The sequence below is a fragment of the Monashia sp. HAY1-11D genome (assembly GCF_056868035.1).
Window position 1 is genome coordinate 2,626,537 of the sequence record NZ_CP200320.1, and the last position, 21,068, is coordinate 2,647,604.

At 69.4% G+C, this 21,068-nt stretch carries 19 protein-coding genes and 1 tRNA gene; 9 read left to right on the plus strand and 11 right to left on the minus strand.

The genetic code is table 11. The features are described from left to right. Positions 1-6 precede the first annotated feature (6 nt). Both AC1VM9_RS12105 and AC1VM9_RS12110 read left to right on the plus strand, forming a co-directional pair. Entirely contained in the window at positions 7-1,656 is a 1,650-nt protein-coding gene (locus tag AC1VM9_RS12105; RefSeq protein WP_483122828.1) for an alpha/beta hydrolase, read from the plus strand. A 109-nt stretch (positions 1,657-1,765) separates the two neighbouring features. After that, a tRNA-Thr gene (locus tag AC1VM9_RS12110) sits at positions 1,766-1,842 on the plus strand. Between the two features lie 279 nt (positions 1,843-2,121). On the opposite strand, the gene AC1VM9_RS12115 is transcribed toward AC1VM9_RS12110, so the two are convergent. Continuing rightward, positions 2,122-2,508 (minus strand): SDR family oxidoreductase, encoded by a 387-nt coding sequence (locus AC1VM9_RS12115; protein ID WP_483122829.1) that lies wholly within the window; start codon positions 2,506-2,508, stop codon positions 2,122-2,124. Further along, the gene (locus AC1VM9_RS12120) at positions 2,430-2,870 is read right to left on the minus strand and encodes an SDR family oxidoreductase (RefSeq protein ID WP_483122830.1); all 441 of its coding nucleotides are present in this window, start codon (positions 2,868-2,870) and stop codon (positions 2,430-2,432) included. Before AC1VM9_RS12120 ends, AC1VM9_RS12115 begins: the two co-directional genes overlap by 79 nt. Positions 2,871-3,068: 198 nt before the next feature. On the opposite strand from AC1VM9_RS12120, the gene AC1VM9_RS12125 reads away from it, so the two are divergent. Beyond that, positions 3,069-4,112: a phosphotransferase enzyme family protein gene (locus tag AC1VM9_RS12125; RefSeq protein ID WP_483122832.1), complete on the plus strand. Its 1,044-nt coding sequence runs from the start codon at positions 3,069-3,071 to the stop codon at positions 4,110-4,112. Between the two features lie 257 nt (positions 4,113-4,369). Here AC1VM9_RS12125 and AC1VM9_RS12130 read toward each other — a convergent pair whose 3' ends face one another. The 5 genes from AC1VM9_RS12130 to AC1VM9_RS12150 all read right to left on the minus strand — a co-directional run bounded on the left by AC1VM9_RS12130 (position 4,370) and on the right by AC1VM9_RS12150 (position 9,274). Beyond that, a complete protein-coding gene (locus AC1VM9_RS12130; RefSeq protein ID WP_483122833.1) occupies positions 4,370-4,702 on the minus strand; it encodes a hypothetical protein in 333 nt (110 codons plus the stop codon). Positions 4,703-6,603: 1,901 nt separating this feature from the next. Beyond that, entirely contained in the window at positions 6,604-7,140 is a 537-nt protein-coding gene (locus AC1VM9_RS12135) for an AAA family ATPase (protein ID WP_483122834.1), read from the minus strand. A gap of 206 nt (positions 7,141-7,346) precedes the next feature. Next, on the minus strand, positions 7,347-8,039 hold the full coding sequence (locus AC1VM9_RS12140) for a class I SAM-dependent methyltransferase (RefSeq protein WP_483122835.1): 693 nt from the start codon (positions 8,037-8,039) through the stop codon (positions 7,347-7,349). A gap of 146 nt (positions 8,040-8,185) precedes the next feature. Continuing rightward, the gene (locus AC1VM9_RS12145; protein WP_483122837.1) at positions 8,186-8,542 is read right to left on the minus strand and encodes a GNAT family N-acetyltransferase; all 357 of its coding nucleotides are present in this window, start codon (positions 8,540-8,542) and stop codon (positions 8,186-8,188) included. 225 nt (positions 8,543-8,767) lie between these two features. After that, the gene (locus AC1VM9_RS12150; protein ID WP_483122838.1) at positions 8,768-9,274 is read right to left on the minus strand and encodes an AAA family ATPase; all 507 of its coding nucleotides are present in this window, start codon (positions 9,272-9,274) and stop codon (positions 8,768-8,770) included. A gap of 60 nt (positions 9,275-9,334) precedes the next feature. Between AC1VM9_RS12150 and AC1VM9_RS12155 the strand changes: the two genes are divergently transcribed. Beyond that, a complete protein-coding gene (locus tag AC1VM9_RS12155; RefSeq protein ID WP_483122839.1) occupies positions 9,335-10,051 on the plus strand; it encodes a histidine phosphatase family protein in 717 nt (238 codons plus the stop codon). A 212-nt stretch (positions 10,052-10,263) separates the two neighbouring features. Here AC1VM9_RS12155 and AC1VM9_RS12160 read toward each other — a convergent pair whose 3' ends face one another. Further along, positions 10,264-11,016 (minus strand): class I SAM-dependent methyltransferase, encoded by a 753-nt coding sequence (locus tag AC1VM9_RS12160; RefSeq protein ID WP_483122841.1) that lies wholly within the window; start codon positions 11,014-11,016, stop codon positions 10,264-10,266. Positions 11,017-11,436: 420 nt separating this feature from the next. Here AC1VM9_RS12160 and AC1VM9_RS12165 point away from each other — a divergent pair, with 420 nt between their 5' ends. The 4 genes from AC1VM9_RS12165 to AC1VM9_RS12180 all read left to right on the plus strand — a co-directional run bounded on the left by AC1VM9_RS12165 (position 11,437) and on the right by AC1VM9_RS12180 (position 14,426). Beyond that, entirely contained in the window at positions 11,437-12,000 is a 564-nt protein-coding gene (locus AC1VM9_RS12165; protein WP_483122842.1) for a histidine phosphatase family protein, read from the plus strand. 587 nt (positions 12,001-12,587) lie between these two features. Further along, positions 12,588-12,878 carry an ANTAR domain-containing protein gene (locus tag AC1VM9_RS12170; protein WP_481344831.1) on the plus strand — a complete coding sequence of 97 codons (291 nt, stop codon included), beginning with the start codon at positions 12,588-12,590 and terminating at the stop codon, positions 12,876-12,878. 578 nt (positions 12,879-13,456) lie between these two features. Then, entirely contained in the window at positions 13,457-13,960 is a 504-nt protein-coding gene (locus AC1VM9_RS12175; RefSeq protein WP_483122844.1) for an NADPH-dependent FMN reductase, read from the plus strand. Positions 13,961-14,111: 151 nt separating this feature from the next. After that, positions 14,112-14,426: a hypothetical protein gene (locus tag AC1VM9_RS12180; protein ID WP_481343968.1), complete on the plus strand. Its 315-nt coding sequence runs from the start codon at positions 14,112-14,114 to the stop codon at positions 14,424-14,426. A 105-nt stretch (positions 14,427-14,531) separates the two neighbouring features. On the opposite strand, the gene AC1VM9_RS12185 is transcribed toward AC1VM9_RS12180, so the two are convergent. The 3 genes from AC1VM9_RS12185 to AC1VM9_RS12195 all read right to left on the minus strand — a co-directional run bounded on the left by AC1VM9_RS12185 (position 14,532) and on the right by AC1VM9_RS12195 (position 19,650). Beyond that, entirely contained in the window at positions 14,532-15,530 is a 999-nt protein-coding gene (locus AC1VM9_RS12185) for an aldose epimerase family protein (protein ID WP_483122845.1), read from the minus strand. A gap of 68 nt (positions 15,531-15,598) precedes the next feature. Next, positions 15,599-17,098, minus strand: a complete 1,500-nt coding sequence (locus AC1VM9_RS12190) for a family 43 glycosylhydrolase (RefSeq protein ID WP_483122846.1) — start codon at positions 17,096-17,098, stop codon at positions 15,599-15,601. Positions 17,099-17,106: 8 nt separating this feature from the next. Then, positions 17,107-19,650, minus strand: a complete 2,544-nt coding sequence (locus AC1VM9_RS12195) for an alpha-L-arabinofuranosidase C-terminal domain-containing protein (protein ID WP_483122847.1) — start codon at positions 19,648-19,650, stop codon at positions 17,107-17,109. 282 nt (positions 19,651-19,932) lie between these two features. On the opposite strand from AC1VM9_RS12195, the gene AC1VM9_RS12200 reads away from it, so the two are divergent. Further along, positions 19,933-20,925 (plus strand): ABC transporter substrate-binding protein, encoded by a 993-nt coding sequence (locus AC1VM9_RS12200; RefSeq protein ID WP_481341412.1) that lies wholly within the window; start codon positions 19,933-19,935, stop codon positions 20,923-20,925. Positions 20,926-21,068 lie beyond the last annotated feature (143 nt).

Sequence of the window (21,068 nt, forward strand, 5' to 3'; positions counted from 1 at the left end):
GGGGCGATGTTCTGGTCGGCCACCGGCCCCCAGCCGCCGAAGCCAGCCCCGAAGGCCCCGAGCCAGGCGCACCCGGCAACGTCAGCATCGTCGACGAGCCGCCCCGCCGGTGCCGACGGTCCGGGGCCGGCCGCCGGCTCGGACGTGTCCCTCGGCGTCGGGACGCACCCGACGAGCACCCCCATCTCCTTCTCCGGTCCGGTCGACCCCGACCCCGCCGAGCTGGCGGCGTTCTACGGCAAGGCGGTGTCCTGGCGGCCGTGCCCGGACGACGAGCAGTTCGACTGCGGCGCCGTGCGCGTCCCGGTCGACTACCGCAAGCCCGCCGGGGCGACGACGACGATCGCCCTGCGCCGCCTGCCCGCGGGTGACCCCGCCCGGCGCATCGGCTCGCTGTTCATCAACCCGGGCGGGCCGGGAGGCTCGGGCATCGACTTCGTCCGCGCCGCGCCGGACGTCTTCGGTGGCGCAGTGCGCGACCGCTATGACGTCGTCGGGTTCGACCCGCGGGGGATGGGGGAGTCCGATGCCGTGGACTGCCTGTCCGACGCCGGCCTCGACGCCATGTACGGCTCCGACCCGACGCCCGACACGAAGGCCGAGCGCCGGGCGTGGCGGCGTGCGCCGGCCGAGCGGAACGCGCGATGCCTCGCCCGCGGTGGCGCCCTCGCCGCGAACATGGGCACCGAGGCGGTCGCGCGCGACCTCGACGTGCTGCGGTCGGCGGTCGGCGACGAGCGGCTCAACTACTACGGCGTCAGCTACGGCACGATGATCGGCGCGATGTACGCCGACTTCTTCACGAGCCGTGTCGGCTACATGGTCCTCGACTCGGCGGTGCTGCCCGACGCGCTGGCCGAGGAGGCCCCGACGCAGGATCAGGTCGACGACGCCGCCCGGTCCTGGGCGCACGACTTCGACCAGCTGGTCGACGACTTCGTCACGGACTGCGGCTCGAGCATCGCGTGCCCCCTGGGCGCCGACCGGGAAGCCGTCTCCGCCCGCCTGGTCCGGTTCCTCGACCGGCTCGACCGCGCGCCGCTGCCCACCGACATCGACTCGCTGCCGCACCTGACGGAGGGCTGGGCGGTGACGGCACTCGAGTTCGGGCTGCGCGACAAGGACTCCTGGCCCGAGCTCGTCGACGCGCTCGACAGCGCCCTCAACGACCACGACGGCACCGACCTCGCGTGGCTCGCCATGGACGAGGTCGAGCGTGACGAGGACGGCTCGTACCCCTCCGCGTCCATCAGCCGCTCACACCTGCTCGTCTGGTGCGCCGACTGGCCCGTGACGCCGTGGGACTCGGTGCTGCCGAGCCGCAGCGTCCTGGCGAACCACCCGCTGTGGGCGCGGGTCGAGCCGGCCAGCCCCGCCCGGTGCGCGGGCTGGACCGGCCAGAAGCGGGAGACGATCCTCGTCGGGGCCGAGGTGGCGACGCCGGTGCTCGTCATCGGCAACGACGTCGACCGCACGACCCCCATCGAGGACACCGAGGCGCTCGCGGGTGAGATCGTGCGGTCGCGCTTCGTCCGCGTCGAGGCCGAGGGCCACGGCGCCTACGACTCGGGCAACGAGTGCGCGGCGCGCGTCGTGGACGAGTACCTCACCGAGGCCAAGGCGCCCGAGGACGACTACTACTGCACCGCGTCGTGACGACCCCGCGCGCGACTGCTGCCAGGTCGGCGGCCGATTTCTCCCGGACCCGGGCGATGCGTATACTCAAGCACCGTGCCGGGCCACCTCGTGTGGCGCGACGCGACCTGCCGCTTTAGCTCAGTCGGCCAGAGCGATTCACTCGTAATGAATAGGTCGTCGGTTCGATTCCGACAAGCGGCTCCAGCAACGCCCCCGGCTTTTGCCGGGGGCGTTTCTGCAGGTCAGAGGCTTGAAACGCCTCATTGAGCAGGGTGCTCCCAGCCCGGCGCGGGGGTCCCCTCGGTGGCGGATTGCCTCCGGGAGACCATCTATGTCGCTTGGCGCACTCCCGCCGCCGCGCACCACCAGCCGGGCCAGGTCTCCGAGACGACGTGAAGTCTGACCCGGGCTGGCGGACTGGGGGAGGCCGCCAGCATTCGTGAGCGTCCGGATCCGCCGATGTGCGGACGTGCGTTTCGATCGTCAGCAGCCGGTCTTGAAGCCGCCGTTGCTGTACAAGATCTGACCTGTGATCCAGGACCCGGCATCGGATAGGAGAAAGCGGACCAGGTCGCCCGTGTCCCGCGCTGTGCCGAGCCGGCCGGCCGGAGTCTGCTTCGTTCCACGGTCACGGATCTGTGGTGTCATCCAGCCGGTGTCGATGGGCCCGGGATTGACTACGTTGGCGCGGATCCCGCGAGGGCCTAACTCGACCGCAGCGGCGATCACCAGGCGGTCGAGGGCGCCCTTGCTGGCGCCGTACGGGAGGTTGTGGGCCGTGTGGTCGCTGGTCAGCGCGACGATCCGCCCGGTCGCGTCGGTGGTCTGCCCACGGGGAGCCGCTCCGCGAAGGCCTTGATGAGCAACCACGCAGCACGGGCGTTCACGGCGAAGTGTCGTTCCCAGCTCTCGACGCTGGTGTCCAGGATGGAGCTGTTGACGCTCTCACAGTGGGACATCACCAAGCCCGCGAGGTCACCGCGTGCTGCCGCTGCCTGGACCAGCCGGCCCGGTTCCTCGATTGCTGCCAGGTCCCCTGGGTAGAGGTCGACGCGCCGCCCCAATGCCCGGCACTCGTCGGCGACCGCTTCGGGGTCGCCCTCCCGGCGTTCGAGGCCGACGCGCTCGTCGTAGGGCGCCCAGTAGCTGATCGCCAGATCCCATCCATCCTCGGCCAGGGCCAGCGCGATTCCGGCACCGATCGACCGCCGGCGCCCGACGCCGGTCAGCAAAACGGTCCCTCGTCCTTCCGACACAGCAGGCCCCAATCTCTCGCCGGTGCTGCCACGGACAACCTCAGCCTCCGCAGCCCATCCCTGCAACCGAGTTTTCCGATGCGTCAGTGCGCTCTAATGCTGCTGGCCGGGAGGCCGAGGCGCACACGGCCTGTCGGGCCAGCGGTAGGTCGCCTTGCGTGCTGGGATGCACGCATGGTCCATTCGCAAGCGCCCAGGTTGGAGATGCTGTGGGAGGCACATGATCCCCACGGCGTCCTCGTGGAGCGGTTCGGCTTCACAGACCCCGCATCGGCCGACAGCTGGGTCGCCGCGACCTTGGAGGAGCAGTGGGGTGTTCGGATCGAGTCCTGCGAACGCATCGTGATGAGCGACCGCAACGCGTTGGCTTGGATCACCACCCCCGCCGGTCGGCTACTTGCCAAGTGGTCGGTCGCCCCAGAGCGGTTCACCCGCCTATCGCAGACCGCCCGACTCACCCAGTGGCTTGACGGGAAAGGGTTGCCGGTGTCAGCGCCGATTCCGTCGCTAGCCGGGCAACTTCAGGTGGAGGTTGACCAGGTTTCGATGTGCCTCCAGCGTGTCATCCCGGGCGATCTCCTTGACGTTGACGACGATGATCAGGTGCGAGCCGCTGGCGCAACACTCGCCCAGCTTCACCAAGCGCTCCATGGGTATCCGGACGCCGATCGGGTGGCCCCGCGCGAGCCGCGACCGCAACCATTGGCGGCTCGTGTCACCGAGTGGATGGACACCGCTGGCCAGCGTGTCCCGAAGGCGGCCCGGGACTCCTTGATGCGGCTCGTCGCCGACGCGCCAGATGACGCGCTGCCCACGCAACTCGTCCACGGCGACTTCCGTTCATCGAACGTGCTGTGCGCCGGGCCCAAGGTCACGGCGGTCATCGACTTCGAGTCCGCACGGGTCGACCACTGCATCAACGAGATCGCTCGCTCGGCGGTCATGCTCGGGACACGCTTCCGGGGCTGGGGACCTGTATCTGCTGAGGTCCGCGCCACGTTCCTATCCGGCTACCAGTCCATCCGGCAGCTGACGCCCGTTGAGGTGAGCTGGTGGGACGTCCTCCTGCTCTGGCACACGTTCGCCCAAGTGCCACCCGGCGACGACCCGACAGGCTGGCGCGCATCAGCACTCCGCCAACTAGCCAAGCTGCGCGGGAGCGCTCCCGACTCCGCAACTCCGCCCTGCCTCTCGGAGGACCGTGCGAGCCTCAGGTAGACCAGCGGGTGCCATGTCGACGACCGCGAGTTCAGCGGACGCGATGTCTTGACGGACAAGCTCAAGTGCATCGTCAACCTCCCGGACCCGAACTGCGGGATCGCTTTCCGATGTAGTGCCGACCAGAGCGGCGCCCACGGCCACCTCGACCGTCTCGACCACCGACCGCATGCTCATGTTGCTGATGATGCCCGACAAGACATCCGCCACATGCCGCTGAGCGCGCACCGGGCTGGGACGACGCAACGACTGCCGGACTACAGTCCGATCGCCGCAGCCGCAAACGCATACCGCTCGGCCTCGAGCAGCAGGTCGGCAGTGGGTGGACCGGAGCCGACACGCTCGTTCGTCGTGGCCATCCGGAAGAGCAGGGCGCGCGCCACCGCTGGAACCGACACGCCCGCCTGGACCAGCAGGCCGGCGTTCGCGCCGTGCCAGCAGAGGGCATCGGCAACGACAACGCCCTCGGCGTACGCGAGCGGGCGCCAGTACGGCGAGATGTCGATGACGGCCGGTGCCAGCGTGGGATGGAACAGGACATTGCCGGTCAGGTCCCCGTGAACGACCTGCGGGGAGCCCAGCGGCTCCAACGCCGCAGTGACCCGGCGGGCAGTTGCCGCGAGCTTCCGGTCGGAACCGGAATGCTTGTTCGCCCCAGACGGCCCGGTCGGCGATCGCCCACCAGTCCTGGCGTGCATCAACACAGGCGGGGCGAGGCAGATGGGCGACCGCGCGGTGGAACTCCCGACCGGCTTCGAGGATCCGGACCCACGTTGATGTCGCCGACAGGTCGGGGTGGCGGCCGTCGACCCACCGAGTGGCCGACCACCCCGCGCAGGCCCAGGACCCGTGGAGCGTGCGCACCGGCGGCGCTATGCGCACCCTGTCTGGCATCACGTCGACCAGGGCTTCGCCGAGCCACGCGTGCACTGGCCCGCCACCGGGCTTGAACACGAGGTCCCCGGCCACCCACGAGGTGCCCTGACCCCCGGACAAGGGCCGCGGCGAATCTTCGACACCGAAGGCGCGCAGGACGCTCAACGGGGGCGGCTCGGACGGCATGGTTGCACGGTAGGCACTGCTGGCGGCGGTGTCGAAGCACTTCTGCGAGGCCCGGCGCTGCTCTTCGACTGAGTGGCGCATCGAGCCTGCCAACGGCTTCGGTCCCCGCTAGCGACGCCAGATCGCTTCGAACTGAAACCACTGCCCTGGCCCGTTCTTCCACCTCCTTGAATCGACCTCAGCCCCAACTCCTTCACTCGGGGACGGTCGGTGGCACAACTCGGCGGACCCTTGACCCGAGAAATTCAAACGGGATCACACGGCGCTTCCTGAGGTGCCAGACCAGCTCTAGAACGTCCGCTTCTGCCGCTCTGAGGGCGGCTACGATCGCCGACCATGCCCGGGTTGAGCATGTCGCCCGTACCGACTGGCAGTCCTGTTCGGGTCCGCCAATTACGTCCGGATTAGGCGCCCTCTAGGCGTGCCACCGGCCGACACACGAACCTCCTGACGCCGGCGGGTCACGCTCCCGGTCTGTTCGCCAACGCCGATAGCGAATGATGGCCCAGACGACCTGACCCACAGCAACAGCGAGCAGCACGACCACCCACAGCACTGGTGCCCCGTGGTTTAGCCACGTCTTTGCGAAGACCGCAAAGAACACGAGGATCCCCGCGCAGACCGCCAGTACGGTCCGCGGATCGTCCCTATCGGTCAACCACCTGACGTCGCGCATGGCGGCGAACCTACATTGGGACGTTCACACAAGGAGCTGCCCGTGCGTGTCCGCGGACAGGGACGCGCGACGCCCCGTGTCGTGAGTGTCGCTGGGTCTCCACGCTCATGCCGCCGCGCCTGCCCGTCCGGTGGGAGACGCCGTGCCACACTCGCCTGTGCCCACGACTCCTGCCGAATCCGCTGAACAGACAGCAATGTCGCCGCGGAGGCGGCTGTTCAAGATCTGGGTTGCCCTCGCGTCAGCGGTCCTGATCGCGGCAGTCCTGTTCGGATGGAACGTCTGGACGGACCGCCAACCTACGGTCTACTCCGCTGTCGACGCATACGGCTCCGCCGTGGAGTCCGGTGAGCGCTCTGCTCTCGAAGCAATCATCGCTGAGGGTCCTGGACGAGATTCGCTCCTCGAGCGTCACGCAGGAAAGCCGAGCACGGTCACCGGCGTCACGATGGACATGACCGTCTCAGCCGTGTGGTGGGAGGTCGAGGTGACGTACGAACTACCCGGTCAGGAACGAGCCAGCGAACGTCTGTTGGTGCACTCGCGAGGTGATTCACCCGACCGGCTTATCGACTACGCCGTCAGCCCAGCACCCTGATGAACCGGCCTGTGGTGCGGTTCCGTGCGCGACGCGCCCTCATGCCGCCGACCGCTAGACCGTGCCGATGTGCTCGCATCCGGGTCAGCACGCCCCGTTGTCCGCGAACGGTGGAAAGACAGGCAGCCGATCGTGGCGGCGGTACCGGCGAAGCGTTAGTAGACCTCGTCTGCCCAACCCACTCGCACAAGGATCTCTGTAGCGACGTCGGCAGCGGCGCGGTCATTGGTCACCGTGAAATCCTCAGCAGCGGTCGTGGTCGACAGACGCTTGTGCTCATTCAACCCGGCGAGGTGCTGCTTCAGCTGGTGTCCCGTGTCTCGTTGACGCAGGCGCGTGCGTAGCGTGTCCTCGTCTGCGGTCAACCTGACGAGTCGGACCTCGCAGTCCGCGAGGCTCTCGGCATACAGCTCGCGCACGGGCAAGCTGTCGATGACCGCAGCGACCACAACGAACCGGGCGCCGGCGACCTTGAAGTTGGCCCATAGCGCTGCCAGGTTCGCGCACTTGAGCTGGTCATAGAACCCACCACCCGCAGGATGGGTTCCCGGGGCCGGTCCGAACTGGGCAAGCATGTCTGTGTCGACGACGGCGGTGACGTGGCCCGCAGCACTGAGAACACGCCCCGCCGCGTTGGCCACCGTGGATTTCCCGACCCCGGCGACCCCGGTGAGAAGCAGAGCCCGATGCACAGATACTCCTGAATGTTCCGTACGAGAGATCGCAGGCCGCGCTCAGCTCGTCTCGATTGCCACGGAACCAGATGCTAGGGCCACGTGAACAACTGCCTTACCCGAGCACGCTCGTGCCGAGGACGGGCAAAGCTCGGTCCGGCCGATGAGCGCTCTTCGCGGCTGGGTCTTCGACGGACTTCGGCCAAGAGGGCACGAGGTGGGAGTTACGCGTGCAACTTGAGGGCCAGAAAGATCGGCGCGGAGCGCAGGGCGTCGTAGCGGTCAGGCTCGACCTCACGAAGCGCTGGGAGGGGCTGGGGCTCGACCATCCGGTCCAGGATGAAGCCCTCCTCGAGGAGCTCGTTCACCAGAACGCTCATCGGCATCAACTGGTACTCGAACGAATGATCGTCGCCCAGGGAGCGGGTGATCCAACTCTGGTCGAAGTACGAGCAGCCGAACCGGCCCCAGTCCGCCGTCGGGTGCGTGGTTGAGACGACGAGCCAGCCACCCGGCCGCAGGATCCGCCGGCACTCGCGGAGGAACCCGCGACGGTTGCTGAGGTGGTGCAGAACCAGCGCCGACAACACCCCATCTTGGCTGTGGTCGGGCAGGAACGACAACGGCTCTTCGAGGTTGTGTTGCACGATCCGGGCTCGGGAGCCGACGGCCGTCCTCGCGCGCTCGGCCAACGAGTCACTGCCCTCGACACCGATGACGTCCGCGCCCCGCCGTACCAGCTCGACGATGTAATCTCCAGCGCCGCAGCCGAGGTCAGCGACCCGCTGGCCCGCCACGTCACCAACCAGCTCGAGGACAGCCGGTCGATCGTGGAGCGAGTTCAGACCGGGCTTGGCTGCTCGGTCTGCGAAGACCTCTCCGGCACGACCATGGTACGAATGATCAACTGTGCTCATCGAGCGATCCTAGGATCCCCGTCAACATCTTTGGTTGCAGCAAGATCCGGCGTTGGACGTCGCCGTGGCAGTCACGCCGAGAGCACCATCCCGACCTGCGCGAGCCCTCCGGCGCGATGTGCCTGTCGCAACGTCCGCGGCTGCGGCTACTGGCGCAAGAGGTAGTGGTCCCGGAGGGCACCATCAGGGGCTGGCTCCGCGGGCCCGGCCGGTTCCATGCCGCACCGTTGGTACAGGCGTCGGGCGGCCTCTCCGCCCGGGGTGGCGGCGGTGAAGGTGACCACGTCGATGTCGCCTTCCGGCCACCGCTCGATCGCGGCACGCACGAGTGCGGCGCCGAGCCCGCGGCCGCGTGCGACCTCGGCTACGGCCAGCCAGTGGATACGGTGCGGTTCGTCGTCGCGGCTCAGCAGCATCCCGCCGGTGATCGCGCCCGGCGGTCCGGTCACGAGCGCAGTTCCGCGCTGAATACCTCGTGTGATCGCCTGCTCGATGCCGGGCATCGGGCCGAAAAGCGGCTCGACCTCGCGAGCCAGTACTAGCCAGGCCGGGACGTCCTGCGCTGTGGCCCTGCGAACCGGGGGAAGCACGCGCGCGACACTAGCGCCCGAAGAGCAACGGCTCAGCATGACAGGCCTACCGGGGCCGCCGGTCGTGCCCGGACGCGCGGCTGACCGTGTCTCCTCACCAGGTTGCGGCTTGAGGCCCAAATGCGCGCCGGCTCCGATTCATGTCATTTTCTGAGTGAGTTGGACGAGGGCGGCCACCCGGTGAGCTGCCTCGATGGGGTCAAGGCCATCGGTGTCGATCACATGATCGGCCGGGGTTGATTGAGCTTCCCTGTATCGAGCCCGGTAGAACTCGGTCGGCTCCGGCCGAGCCGTCGCGAAGCGTTGGCGCCACGTGTCGTCACGTGCGCGCAGTTGGACGGATATCGTCGTCGCCCCGGACGGGAGTAGGGCGGCGACGAGGTGATGCATTTCTGTGGACTGGAAAACCCAGGTGATCAGCAGGATGTCGACGTCCGCCTGAGCGGCGTGGCTGGCGACGGCACGCAGGTTCGCCTGCACCATCTTCTTCATTCGCTCGTCAACACGCCACGGCTGGTGAAGCCAGAGGTCGTCGACGTCGACCCACTGGACAAGATTTGGCCCGCTCTCCGCGAGAGTCAGTAGGTGTCTGGCCACGCTCGACTTGCCGACACCAGGAGCTCCACCAAGCATCACCGTCCGCATCGGAGGATGGTACTTGCGAAGCAACCGCACGAGAATCTGAGGCCGCTGAACGGAACCCACATGAGGAACATCGTCATCGTCGCCCATCCGGAGGCGAGCCATCACACCGACGGTGTCGTCGGCGGGTGGTTCGACTCCCACGTCACCGAGCGGGGCGCACGCGATGCCCAGAGCATCGCGCGAGCGTTGAGCAGCCGGCTGGACGGCAGGAGCGCGGAGATCTTCTCCTCCGACCTGCTGCGCGCCCGGCAGACGGCCCACGTCATCGCGGGCGCCCTGGCGACCGGCGTGACCACCGACCCCGACCTGCGCGAGAAGTCCTTCGGCGTGGCGGAGGGCAAGCCCCAGAACTGGCTCCGGGTGCGCAGCATCCCGCTGCCCGACGACGGTGAGCGCCTTCGTCACGACGAGGGCATCCCGGGCGCCGAGACCCGGTGGGGCCTGGCCGAGCGGTCCTACCGCGCCATGGGCCGCATCCTGCAGTCCCCGGAGGAGAACCAGGTTGTGGTGACGCTCGGCGGTCCGATCACGCTGCTGATTGCGGCCTGGATCGGATGCCGATTGAGGCGTCCGGCCGCGTCCAGTTCCCCGTCGACTCCGGCAGCATCACCTGGCTGCGCAAAGACCCGCGCAACTTCAGCCACCAGCTGGCGCAGCTCAACGACGTCAACCACCTGCTGCGAGGCTGACCTCGTGTTCAGACGCGACAGCCGTGCGCCCGGACGCAGGAAGTGCGCGTGTCGTGCGCTGAATGACACTCACCCGCTGAACCGATGACAAAAATGACAGCCCCGGCGACGAGCACCGGCTGACTCGAGCCTCAACATGAGATCACCGGCCCCGCTTCTCCCTCTCGGACGCACCGAACCAACGAACATGAGGGCAATGCCGAGAACCATGACGACAGTTCCCATCGGCGTGACCGCAGCTTCCTCGGGGCGCATGGGCCAGCTGGCGGCTCAGTCGTCGTCGAGGCTCTGCGAGGCCGCTCACGCGATCGGTTTCACGGCCGAGACGGCCACCATGGTGGGGATGCTGGCGAACCACCGCTCATAGTCGCTCCATTGCTCCTCGGACCGGTCGTGGTGCGGGAGCGTGGGCGGTTCAACGAGGCGTCGCAGGAGCAGCCCGTGCCTGAAGAGCGCCTCGACGTACTGCTCGAGCGGGCGGTGGTAGTGGCGGTGACCGCCGAACGACTCGATCCACCACTCTTCCGGCTCCAGGTATCCGGTGACCCTGCGCGACCACGGCGACGGACTGTCCGGGCGCGAAGGTTCCTGGCGGAAGAACGCGGGGTGCAGGATCGTGAAGACGAACCGACCGCCTGGTCGAAGTGCTCGTGCGACTGCCGCCACCACTGGCTCAAGGGCTGGGAGATCCATCAAGACCATGTGGCAGACGACGGCGTCGTAGGAGTCGCGCTTAACCGGGATGTCGACCGCAAGGTCGCGGACCTCGAATCGGATCTCCGGGTAGGTGCGACGCGCGGTGCTGATCAGTTCCAGGCTGCCATCGACGCCTGTGACACGCGCACCGCCGGCGGCAAGCAGCCCGGACAGCCACCCGTGCCCGCACCCGAGGTCCCAGACGTCCATCCCGGCGGGGTCACCGAGTTCCTCGTCGAGGAAGGGCGCGACGCGCCGAAAGAACGAGTCTGTCGGGCCCCCGACGAGGGCGGCGTACGACGCGGCCGCCGCATCCCATCGGTCGCGGTCGACCCTCGATCGATCGGCGGCGCTCATCGGCTCAGTCTCCTGTGCTGACGATTCAGCAGGGTATGGCGGCGGCTCTGGACCGTGCTCCGAGAGGCCATCAGCGAGGAGGATCGGCCGAACTGTCGGCACCACGTGGTTCTGGCCGCGGTGCCCTGTCCCTCGACTGCCACGATCACCAGACCAACGCTAGCGCCAGCCAACGTGCAGCCCTCATCCGATCGCGCTCGGACAGGCGAACAACGGGCGCATCGAGTCCGGGCACACACGGATGGTCCGTGCGCTCAGACGGCTCGAGTCACTCCCACACGGCACTGCTGCGTTCTGGTGAGGGTTTGGGAACTCGCTCGACGAGTGCTTCCGAGTGATCACCAGTGTGATCAGGTGTGGCAGGTGGCGTCTCTGGAGCGGTCGCTCGAGCGGGTGTACGGCGGTGTCTAGGCTGAGCCGGTGCGCACCCTCGAAGTCGTTCGGCATTCGCTCACACGCAAGGGTGCGGACAAGAGCAAGGCGTCGCAGCTGTCCCCCGAGGGCGTGCGCATGGCTCGGCGGTTGGGCGCCCGTCTTGCTGAGCCGTCGTACGTGGCGGTGGGAGACCAGCCCCGGCATCTGGAGACAGCGATCGCCATGGGGTTCGCCGTCGACGAGCAGACGTCATGGCCCTCCGGATATGTCGACGGAGCGGTCAAGCATCACGACCAGTGGACGTGGCCTGAACCCTTCGTTCGCTACGGCGAGCTCCTGGGGCGTGAGTCCCGGCTTGCACGAGTAGCAGAGGCCCACTTGACGCACTGGCGGCGGATCCTCGATCACGTCCCCGAGGGTGGGTCTGGCCTGATCGTGTCCTCGGGCGGATCCATCGAACCGGTGCTCGTCGCCGCCTTTCCTGACGCCGATCATGCGTCGTGGGGTGGGGCGTTCCACCAGCTCGAGGGCGCCACCCTTGTTGCCGATGGCTCGGCGTTCACAGGCATCACTCTCCGCCGACGAGACGCCGGCACAGGTCCGATGTGAGCGGCCTGCGACCCGCCGGAAGGGACTCGTCTGAGACGAGCCATAGGAGCGTGAGTAGGCCGGATCGTCCGACGTGCGGATACAGCTCCACCTCTGGACGACTGGTAGGAACGGGAGAGTTGCTGAGCCGGGAGTTCACGCGCTCCCGACGAGTTTGGCCAGACGGACCCCAGCTGATGACGCCGACCAATCAACCGTCGCCGTAGCACAGATGGAATCGGATGCACCGGTCTCGCGCGGAGTGGAAGAGTCGGCAGCGTGAGTTGGCTGGACGCACACGCTGCTGCCACCCGGTGAGGTCCCGCAACCCCCGGACCCCTCGCAGCCCGCGCTTGTCCCCTCGCGCGTGGCGGGGTTACATGGTTGGTGCGCCTGTAAGGGGTCGCAGCGCCTGGGCTCCGGGCGATCGCGAGGAGGGCGCACCGCTCGGAGCCCTGTTCTCTGTCCACCCGACGTGCGCTCGGTCGAGCGATGCGGTGGGACCGCCCTTCTTACCCGTGTGCAAGCGCGTGCAGCCGCGTACAGTCAAGGAGATGGAAGCGGTGCAGCCACACGCCGCCACGACCTTTCGGCTCCAAAGGACCACAGTGGGCGACAACGCCGTCGTACCGAGCCACATCTGGGGAGAGGCCGGACCAGATCCGGCCGGCCTCGCGGCCCAGCTCGCGGCGGAACGCAGGGAGTCCGAGAACCTGCGCCTGGCCCTCCGGAACAGCCGGACGATCGGCATGGCCATGGGCATCGTCATCGAGCGCGAGAAGTGCACTCCCGACTGCGCCTTCGCCATCCTGCGCCGGATCAGCCAGCACGAGAACCGCAAGCTCCACCTGGTCGCCGCGGAGGTCGTCGCCACCGGGGTGATCCCCGAGCACGGCTGAACCCGTCGGGAGCAGCGACACCGGTGTCCGCCGACCTGTGGAGTTGGCCGATTCCGAGGACACCGGCGTCGACGCCTGCCAGCGTGGGATGCGGTTCTATCGACCGGTCGAGTCCGCGGCGGCGGTGTGTTGAGCATCCAGCGCCCGCCGCCGGGCCTCGGATCGACCGCCCTACGGACGCCGGAGGGCAAGGGGCCTGCGCGCATCGGCTGCAGGTCTCCCGAGCCGATGGGTCCCCGCCGCCCGGGCAGCGCGGCGGGGACTCGTCACTCCACGCGACGGCCACGCGGCGTCGGCCGGGCAGATGGACGGGGCTCCCGCACGTGGGAGGCGGCGGGAGCCCCGAGCGCGCCTGGGAGGTGCGCAGGGCGGAGGGCCGTCGCCGGGCAGGGGTTCCCGGCGCGACCCTCCGTTGGCGCCCATGGTGTCAAACCGTGGTGTCGTCGCGTGGGGAAATCGGCAAACCCCGGGTCGTATGACCGATACCACCGGCCCGACCCGCGGACCGGACCGGCCGGCGGTGCTCGTCTCGGATCGGGATGCCGAAGAAGTTGTCGATCTCGCGCAGAAAACGTGTCATGAATGCCGAGCCCGGTCGTCTCACAGGAGACGGCGGCGCGCCCCCGAACGCGCCGCCGTCGCCCGGGGCTTCGGACGGTCTCGGGGCGCTGCCCTTCTACAACGAGGACATCGACGGCGCCGACGCCCCGTCGGTCGTCACCGACCTGCGTCGCGCGGTGGGCTCCGCCGACCGCGTCCTCGCCGTCACCCCCGAGTACAACGGCACCATGCCGGCCGTGCTCAACAACGCCATCGACTGGCTGTCGCGCCCGTTCGGCCAGGGCGCCATCAAGGGCAAGCCCTTCGCCGTCGTCGGCGCGACGCCGACACCCTACGGCGGCAAGTGGGCCCACGAGGACACCCGCCGCTCCGCGAGGATCGCCGGCGCCCACGTCGTCACCGACGTCGAGGTGTCCCAGACGACGATCGACACCGACGTCCTCGGCGACCCCGAGGTCTTCGGCCGGCTCACCGACGCACTCGCGACGCTCGTGGCCGCGGACACGTCGGTCGCCGCCTGACGGGCCGGGCCGCCGACCCCTGCGGCGTACACTCGAGACGGCGCACGAACGCCCGGGCGACGCCGCCCCGACGCACTCCGCACGACGCCTCCCGACCCGGTCGGGAGGGTCGGGGGGGTCGTCACCCGTGACCAACGGACCAGGAGGTGCCATGGGTGACAACATCGGACTCTGGGTGCTGCTCGCCATCGTCGTCGTGCTCGTCGCGGGGGCTGCCATGCTGCAGAGCCGGCGCGGAGGGACCAACGACACGCTGAACCGCCACGGCGACGAGACCGTCGTCGAGCGCGACCACCACCCCGAGGGGGCAGAGCGCTCCCACCTCGTCGGCAACCCGCCGATCGACACCATCACGACCCAGGGCTGGGGCGTGGCCCAGGCCGGCGAGGGCGCGATGCCCGAGGAGCTGCCGGAGGACGTCCACCCCGAGTACCACGAGGACCCGCACCACCGCCGCCGGCACTGACCGGCGCACCGGCGAGCTCGACCTCCACCACGACGCTCGACCGATTTGCCACCCGCGACCACGAGACCGACGGCCGCACCCCTTCGCGGGGTGCGGCCGTCGCCGTCAGGCCAGGTGCCAGACCGTCGTCGTGCGCAGGGTCTCGCCGGGGCGCAGCACGGTCGAGGGGAACTCCGGGCGGTTGGGGGCGTCGGGGAAAGCCTGCGTCTCCAAGGCGATGCCGGCCCGCGGCCCGTACGCGCGACCGGACAGGCCGACGATGCTGCCGTCGAAGTGCGTGCCGGTGTACACCTGCATCCCCGGCTGGTCCGTCTCGACGGTGAGCGTGCGCCCGCCGCGACCGGTGAGGACCGCCGCCGTCCGCATCCCCGAGCCCCGCAGGACGACGTTGTGGTCCAGGCCCCGAGCGTGGCGCAGCTGCTCGTCGTCGAGGGCGAGACCGTCTCCGATGCGACGCGGAGACCGCCAGTCCAGCGCGGTGCCGTCGACGGCCTCGACGCCCGTGGGCAGCAGGTCGGCGCCGACCGCGGTGAAGGCGTCGGCGTCGAGGCGCAGCTCGTGGTCCTCGACGCCGCCGCTGCCCTCGCCGTCGAGGTTGAAGTAGGCGTGGTTGGTGAGGTTGACGACCGTCGGCCGGTCGGTCGAGGCCGCGTAGTCCAGGTGCACGGTGCCGGGAGCGATGCGGTAGGTGACGTCGACCTCGAGCCGGCCCGGGAAACCCTGGTCTCCGTCGGCACTGCTCAGGTGGAGGCGCACGTGCACGGGGCCGGCGTCCGTCACGGTCCAGACCCGGCGGTCGAAGCCGGCCGGGCCGCCGTGCAGGGTCGTGGTCCCCTCGTTGGCCGGCAGCACGCACGTCGTGCCGTCGAGGGTGAACCTTCCACCGGCGATCCGGTTGGCGTAGCGGCCGATGGTCGCACCGAGGTAGCCCCCGTCGGACGCGTACGCACCGGGGTCCGCGTGGCCGAGGACGACGTCGACGGGGTCGGGGGAGTGCGCGTCCTCGACGACCAGTCGACGCACGGCCGCGCCGGCGGTCATGACCTCGAGTGTGAGGCCGTCGGTCCAGAGCTCGACGGACGTGGGGTGGTGGGGGGTCGACACGGGTCCTCCTGCGCGTAGGTGGGGGTGTGGTGCCGGGCGGCCTGTCGGGGCCGCCCGGCACCGGTGGGTCAGCTGAGCAGGAAGGTCGTCTTCGAACCCGACGCGGGACCGACCGTCAGGCGGCCCTTGTCGTGGCGGACGTAGGCCGAGGGGTCGGCGACCGACCGCAGCGACACGCCCTTCGACGAGGCGAGGCCCGGCAGCCGCACGAAGCTCGCCTCGGCGGCGAACGAGCCCGCCGTGTCGACGGCGTCGACGGGGTCGATGCGCAGGCTCGTCCCGCTGACCCGCACGTAGCGGTCCGGGAAGTTGACCGACTGCAGCGACACCGTGTCGCCGCCGGCCAGCCCCGCGACGAAGCGGAACTGGCTGTCGGCCAGCTCGCGCACGTCCGCGTCGACGCGCAGCCCGTACTCGGCGTGCCGGACGAACGACGTCGACGCGTCGCCCGGCGAGAGCCGCACGATCGGCCCCCCGACGCCCACCGGCACCCCGAACAGGGGGGACCCGTCCGGGTGCCAGTAGAGGCGCTGCGCCCGGGCGTGCCGGTTCGGGTCGTAGAGCGGGTCGCCGACGATGTCGCGGTAGTCGCGGGCGTGGTAGACGAGCACGTCGGTGACGCCGTCCTCGGCCACGGTGAAGCTGTTGTGGCCCGGGCCGTACTGGCGCGTCTGTTCGTTCGTCGTGAACACCGGGTCGGGGCTCTTGGTCCACGACCGGTGGTCGAGCAGGTTCGCGGACGCGTCGGCCGTGAGCAGGCCTATGCAGTACCGCGCGTCGGTGGCGCTGGCCGAGAACGTGACGAACACCTTCCCGTTGCGCACGAGGACGGCCGGGCCCTCGTTGACCTTGAACCCCTGCACCTCCCACGGGAGGGTCGGCGTCGCGATGCGCACCGGGTCCGTGGCGAGGGCGAAGGGCGAGGCCATCTCGGCGATGTACAGGCTCGTGTTGACGGCGATCTCCGGCTCGCTCTGGGCCCACACGAGGTAGCGGCGGCCCGCGAGCTCGAACGTCGTGGAGTCGAGCGCGAAGGACAGCCACGGCGTCATGATCTGTCGAGGTGCACCCCAGCCGGCCGGCTCGCGCGGGTCGGCGAGGCTCGACTCCATGACGTACATGCGGATGTTGAAGACGTTGCCGGCGTCACCGGCGGCGAAGTAGACGTACCAGCGCCCGTCGATCCGGTGCAGCTCGGGAGCCCAGATGTGGCCCCCCATCTGGCCGCTGGTGGGCCGACGCCAGATGACCGACTCGGCAGCCGAGCCGAGGCCCGCGATCGTCGGGGCGCCCCTGACGACGAGCCGGTCGTACTCGGGGACCGAGCCGGTGAACCAGTACGTGCCGTCGACCGGCGGGGTGACGAAGGGGTCGGCCCGCTGCCAGACGAGTGGACTGACGGTCGGCGCGCCGTACACCTCGGCGTCGGTGCGCGGTGGGGTCGGGGCACCGAGCGCGTCTCCGGACAGGGCCGGGGCGGCGAGTCCCGCCGCGGCGAGGGCGAGCCCGCCCTGCAGGAGCGTGCGCCGTGCGATGGCCCGGTGCAGCTGGATGCGTGCGTCGTTCATGGTCGGCCTCACTTGAGCTGGACCCGGATGAAGGTCACCGAGTTCGGGTCGAAGGTGCGGGTGAAGGTGGGCGCGACGCCCTTGATCGTCGTCGTCACCGGCTGGACGGGCTGGGCGCTGCGCGTGTTCTGGGCCTCGGGATCGCCGGAGATGACGGTCATCTCGGCCTTGCCCACGACCCGCGTGCCGGCACCGAGGTCGATCGTGGTGCGGGCCGGGGCTGCCTGGGCGTTGACCACCTTGACGACGAGCTGGTTCCGGGCGGTGTCCCGGGTCACGACCTGCGCGAAGGGCTCGGTCACGGCGTCGTCGCGGAAGCTGCCCCAGAGCGCCCCGTCGAGGTAGAGCTCGACCTGGCCGCCGCGGATCTTGACGTGCACGTCGTAGGTGCGGCCGGTCTCGACCGTGTTCGGCTTGGCGAGCAGGGTCTGCTTGGCTCCGTTCGTGGCCTTCTCGACCGCGCCCTGGGTGTTGTTCCAGCCGCCGAGGTTCCACCAGTAGAAGTTGCCGGAGTCCTTGACGCCGAAGCCGATGAGGAAGCCCTCGGCCCCGGCCGTCTTCGTCGCCTTGAGGCTCAGGTCGTAGTCGTGCCACGCGGGGTCGCCCGCCGTGACGAGGGTGTCCTGGGCGGCGGTGTCGGACTGGACGTAGGCGCCGTCCTGCACCGACCACGTCCCGCGGTTCGCCAGTGGCCTCCACGCGGACGCGTCGCCGGAGAAGTCGTCGCGAAACAGCGGCGAGCCGTCCGCGCCGGTGACCGTGACGTCGTCGTACCTGGCCGCGGTGGCCCACGTCGACAGGCCGATCGCGCCGGTGATCGGCCTGGCCTGGGCGAGGGCCCCGCTCGCCGTGCTCGGCACCACGGCGTCACCGACGTTGTTCATGAACAGCTTCTGCAGCTCGTAGCTCGTCGAGCCCCACGAGGCGTTGTTGTCGAACCAGATCATGTCCGGCTTCCACTGGACGTAGTCGATGTTCGACAGCAGTGGCGCGTACGAGGCCATCTTGACGACGTCGGCGTTGCGCTCGAGGCCGGTCATGAAGGCGGCTTCGGAGAGCGCGTTGCGCAGCTTGTTGTCGAGCGAGGCGTACTCGCCGAGGAAGACCTTCGGGCCCTGGCGGTCGTAGCCGTCGTAGCGGGCGTTGTTCTGCAGGAACCAGTCCGGGCTGTTGTAGTAGTGCTCGTCGAGCATCGCCGTGCCGTGGTCCTTGTTGAGGGACCACAGCCGGTCGAAGGTCGTGCCGGTGTCGTCGGGGCCGGAGTTCGACAGCACGGTGACGTCGGGGTACCGCGCCTTGATGGCGGCCTCGAACTTCACGAAGTTGGCGAAGTAGGCGTCAGGCAGGTTCTCCTCGTTGCCGATGGCGATCCGGCTCAGGCCGAAGGGTGCCGGGTGGCCCATGGCGGCGCGCTTGGCGCCCCACTCGCTCGTGACGGGTCCGTTGGCGAACTCGATGAGGTCGAGGGTGTCCTGGATGTGCCGCTGCAGCAGCGCGTCGTCGACGGTGGCACGGTTCTGCCCGCACCCGGTGACGAGGGCTGGGACGACCGGCACCGGCATCGCACCGATGTCCTCGGCGAACTGGAAGTACTCGTAGTAGCCGAGCCCGTAGGACTGGTTGTAGCCCCAGAAGTTGGCGTTCGTCGCGCGCTGCTCGACCGGGCCGATGGTGTCCTTCCACTGGTAGCTGCGGGCCCGGGGGTAGCCGTGCTCGGCGTCGTAGGAGTACATGCTGCCGGTGTTGACGAGGCACCCGCCCGGGAAGCGCACGAAGCCGGGGTGCAGCGCGGCGACCTTCTCGGCGAGGTCCTTGCGCAGACCGTTGACGCGGCCCTTGTAGGTGTCCCGCGGGAAGAGCGAGACCATGTCGAGCCGCAGCGTCCCGGTTCCGCCGGCCTCCACGGCGAGACGTCCGCTCGTCGTCGAGGCGGTGGCCACGAAGCTCCCGCGGTACTGGCGCCACGTGTCGCCGTCGACCTGGACGTCCAGCGGGGTGGCGTACGTCGTCGTCCGGGCGCCGTCACGGAGCGTCACCGTCAGCGGAGTGCCCGACGCGGCGTCGGTGCGGGCCCAGACGCTGAAGTCGTACGTCTTGCCCGCCTCCAGCCGGACGCCGGTGTTGTAGCCGGCGTTGGCCAGGCCGTAGCGCCCGCCGGAGGGGTTGGTGAGCGTGAGGCGCAGGTAGGTGCGGTTGCGCTCGTTCATCCGGTCGATGTCGTCGACCGTGGTGGCCGTGCCGCTTCCGCCGGAGCTCGCCGACGTGCTCCACGCGGTGAGGCCGGTGTAGCCGCGGTTGTCGGTGGGGGAGTACTCGAACGAGCGGTTCTGGACGAGCTCGGCGTAGAGACCGCCGTCGGCGGCGCGGTTGATGTCCTCGAAGAAGACGCCGTACATCGAGCGGTCGATGGCGGGTCCGGACCGGGACGGGTCGACGGTGACGCGGTAGTCGAGGGGCTCGGGCGTGGCTGCCCGGGCGCTCGGCAGGCCTGCGAGCAGACCGACGCCGAGGACGCCGGTCGCGAGACCCGCCACGACGCGTGCGTGGCTCATTGGGGGACCTTTCGTGGTCGAGGGCAAGGGCGGTGATGCGTCCGGGTGTCCTCCGCGCACGGGGCAGCACCGGTCGGGAGCTGCCCTGCTCACGAAAGTGAGCGCTAACATAGCAGGCTCAGAGAAGCCGTCAAGCGGGCTGAAAAAGTTCGAGGAAGGACTTGACGGCGGTGAATGTTAACGCTCACACTCTTGCTCCAAGTGGCCTGGCGGCCACGGCGGACGAGGAGGTCGGCCGCACCCAGGCGCCAATGAGGGCGCCCGAAGTTTGGAGGAAGTTCAGTGCTGAAGAAGATCCTTCCGGTGGCCGTCGGAGCCGTGGCGCTCGTCGCCCTCTCGGCCTGTGGCGGCGGCAGCACCGCGGCGACCGGCGCGGGTGCCGGCGCCGGTGCCAAGAGCGGCAAGATCGTCATGGGCTTCGCCCAGGTCGGCGCCGAGAGCGGCTGGCGCACGGCCAACACGAAGAACATCCAGGAGTCGGCCAAGGCGGCCGGCATCGAGCTGAAGTTCTCCGACGCGCAGCAGAAGCAGGAGAACCAGATCAAGGCGATCCGCAGCTTCATCCAGCAGAAGGTCGACGTCATCGCCTTCAGCCCCGTCGTCGAGACCGGCTGGGACACCGTCCTGCTCGAGGCCAAGCGCGCCAACATCCCCGTCATCCTCACCGACCGCGCGGTCGACTCCGAGGACAAGACCCTCTACAAGACCTTCCTCGGCTCGGACTTCGTCGCCGAGGGCAAGAAGGCGGGAGACTGGCTCGTCAAGGACAGCCAGGGCAAGAGCGAGGTCGACGTCGTCGAGCTGCAGGGGACGACGGGTGCCGCACCGGCGATCGACCGCAAGCAGGGCTTCGCCGACGCCATCAAGGCCGCCCCGCAGATCAAGGTCGTCGCCTCGCAGACCGGCGACTTCACCCGCTCCGGCGGCAAGCAGGTCATGGAGGCCTTCCTCAAGTCGGTGCCCAAGATCGACGTCGTCTACGCGCACAACGACGACATGGCGCTCGGGGCCATCGAGGCCATCGAGGCCGCGGGCAAGGTCCCGGGCAAGGACATCAAGATCATCTCGGTCGACGCGGTCCACGACGGCATGCAGGCGCTCGCCGACGGCAAGATCAGCTACATCGTCGAGTGCAGCCCGCTCCTCGGCGACCAGCTGATGGACCTCGCCAAGAAGGTCGTCGCCGGCCAGTCGGTGCCCGAGCGCGTCGTCACCCAGGAGACCACCTTCACGCAGGAGCAGGCCAAGGCGGCCCTGCCCTCGCGCAAGTACTGAGGTCGCGCGGCGCACGCGCCGACCTTCCCAGACGGCGGCCCCCGTCACCCTCCGGGTGTGGTGGCGGGGGCCGTCCACCACCACCGGCGCGGGGCCCACGGCGACCGCCCGGCACGCCCGAGGCGCCACCCACCCCAGCACCC

Coding starts and splice junctions, on each gene's coding strand:
- AC1VM9_RS12105 (WP_483122828.1), top strand. CDS start 7: ATGTTCTGGTCGGCCACCGGCCCCCAGCCGCCGAAGCCAGCCCCGAAG.
- AC1VM9_RS12125 (WP_483122832.1), top strand. CDS start 3,069: ATGGTCCATTCGCAAGCGCCCAGGTTGGAGATGCTGTGGGAGGCACAT.
- AC1VM9_RS12140 (WP_483122835.1), bottom strand. CDS start 8,039: ATGAGCACAGTTGATCATTCGTACCATGGTCGTGCCGGAGAGGTCTTC.
- AC1VM9_RS12145 (WP_483122837.1), bottom strand. CDS start 8,542: ATGCCCGGCATCGAGCAGGCGATCACACGAGGTATTCAGCGCGGAACT.
- AC1VM9_RS12150 (WP_483122838.1), bottom strand. CDS start 9,274: ATGCGGACGGTGATGCTTGGTGGAGCTCCTGGTGTCGGCAAGTCGAGC.
- AC1VM9_RS12155 (WP_483122839.1), top strand. CDS start 9,335: ATGAGGAACATCGTCATCGTCGCCCATCCGGAGGCGAGCCATCACACC.
- AC1VM9_RS12160 (WP_483122841.1), bottom strand. CDS start 11,016: ATGAGCGCCGCCGATCGATCGAGGGTCGACCGCGACCGATGGGATGCG.
- AC1VM9_RS12175 (WP_483122844.1), top strand. CDS start 13,457: ATGAATGCCGAGCCCGGTCGTCTCACAGGAGACGGCGGCGCGCCCCCG.
- AC1VM9_RS12180 (WP_481343968.1), top strand. CDS start 14,112: ATGGGTGACAACATCGGACTCTGGGTGCTGCTCGCCATCGTCGTCGTG.
- AC1VM9_RS12190 (WP_483122846.1), bottom strand. CDS start 17,098: ATGAACGACGCACGCATCCAGCTGCACCGGGCCATCGCACGGCGCACG.
- AC1VM9_RS12195 (WP_483122847.1), bottom strand. CDS start 19,650: ATGAGCCACGCACGCGTCGTGGCGGGTCTCGCGACCGGCGTCCTCGGC.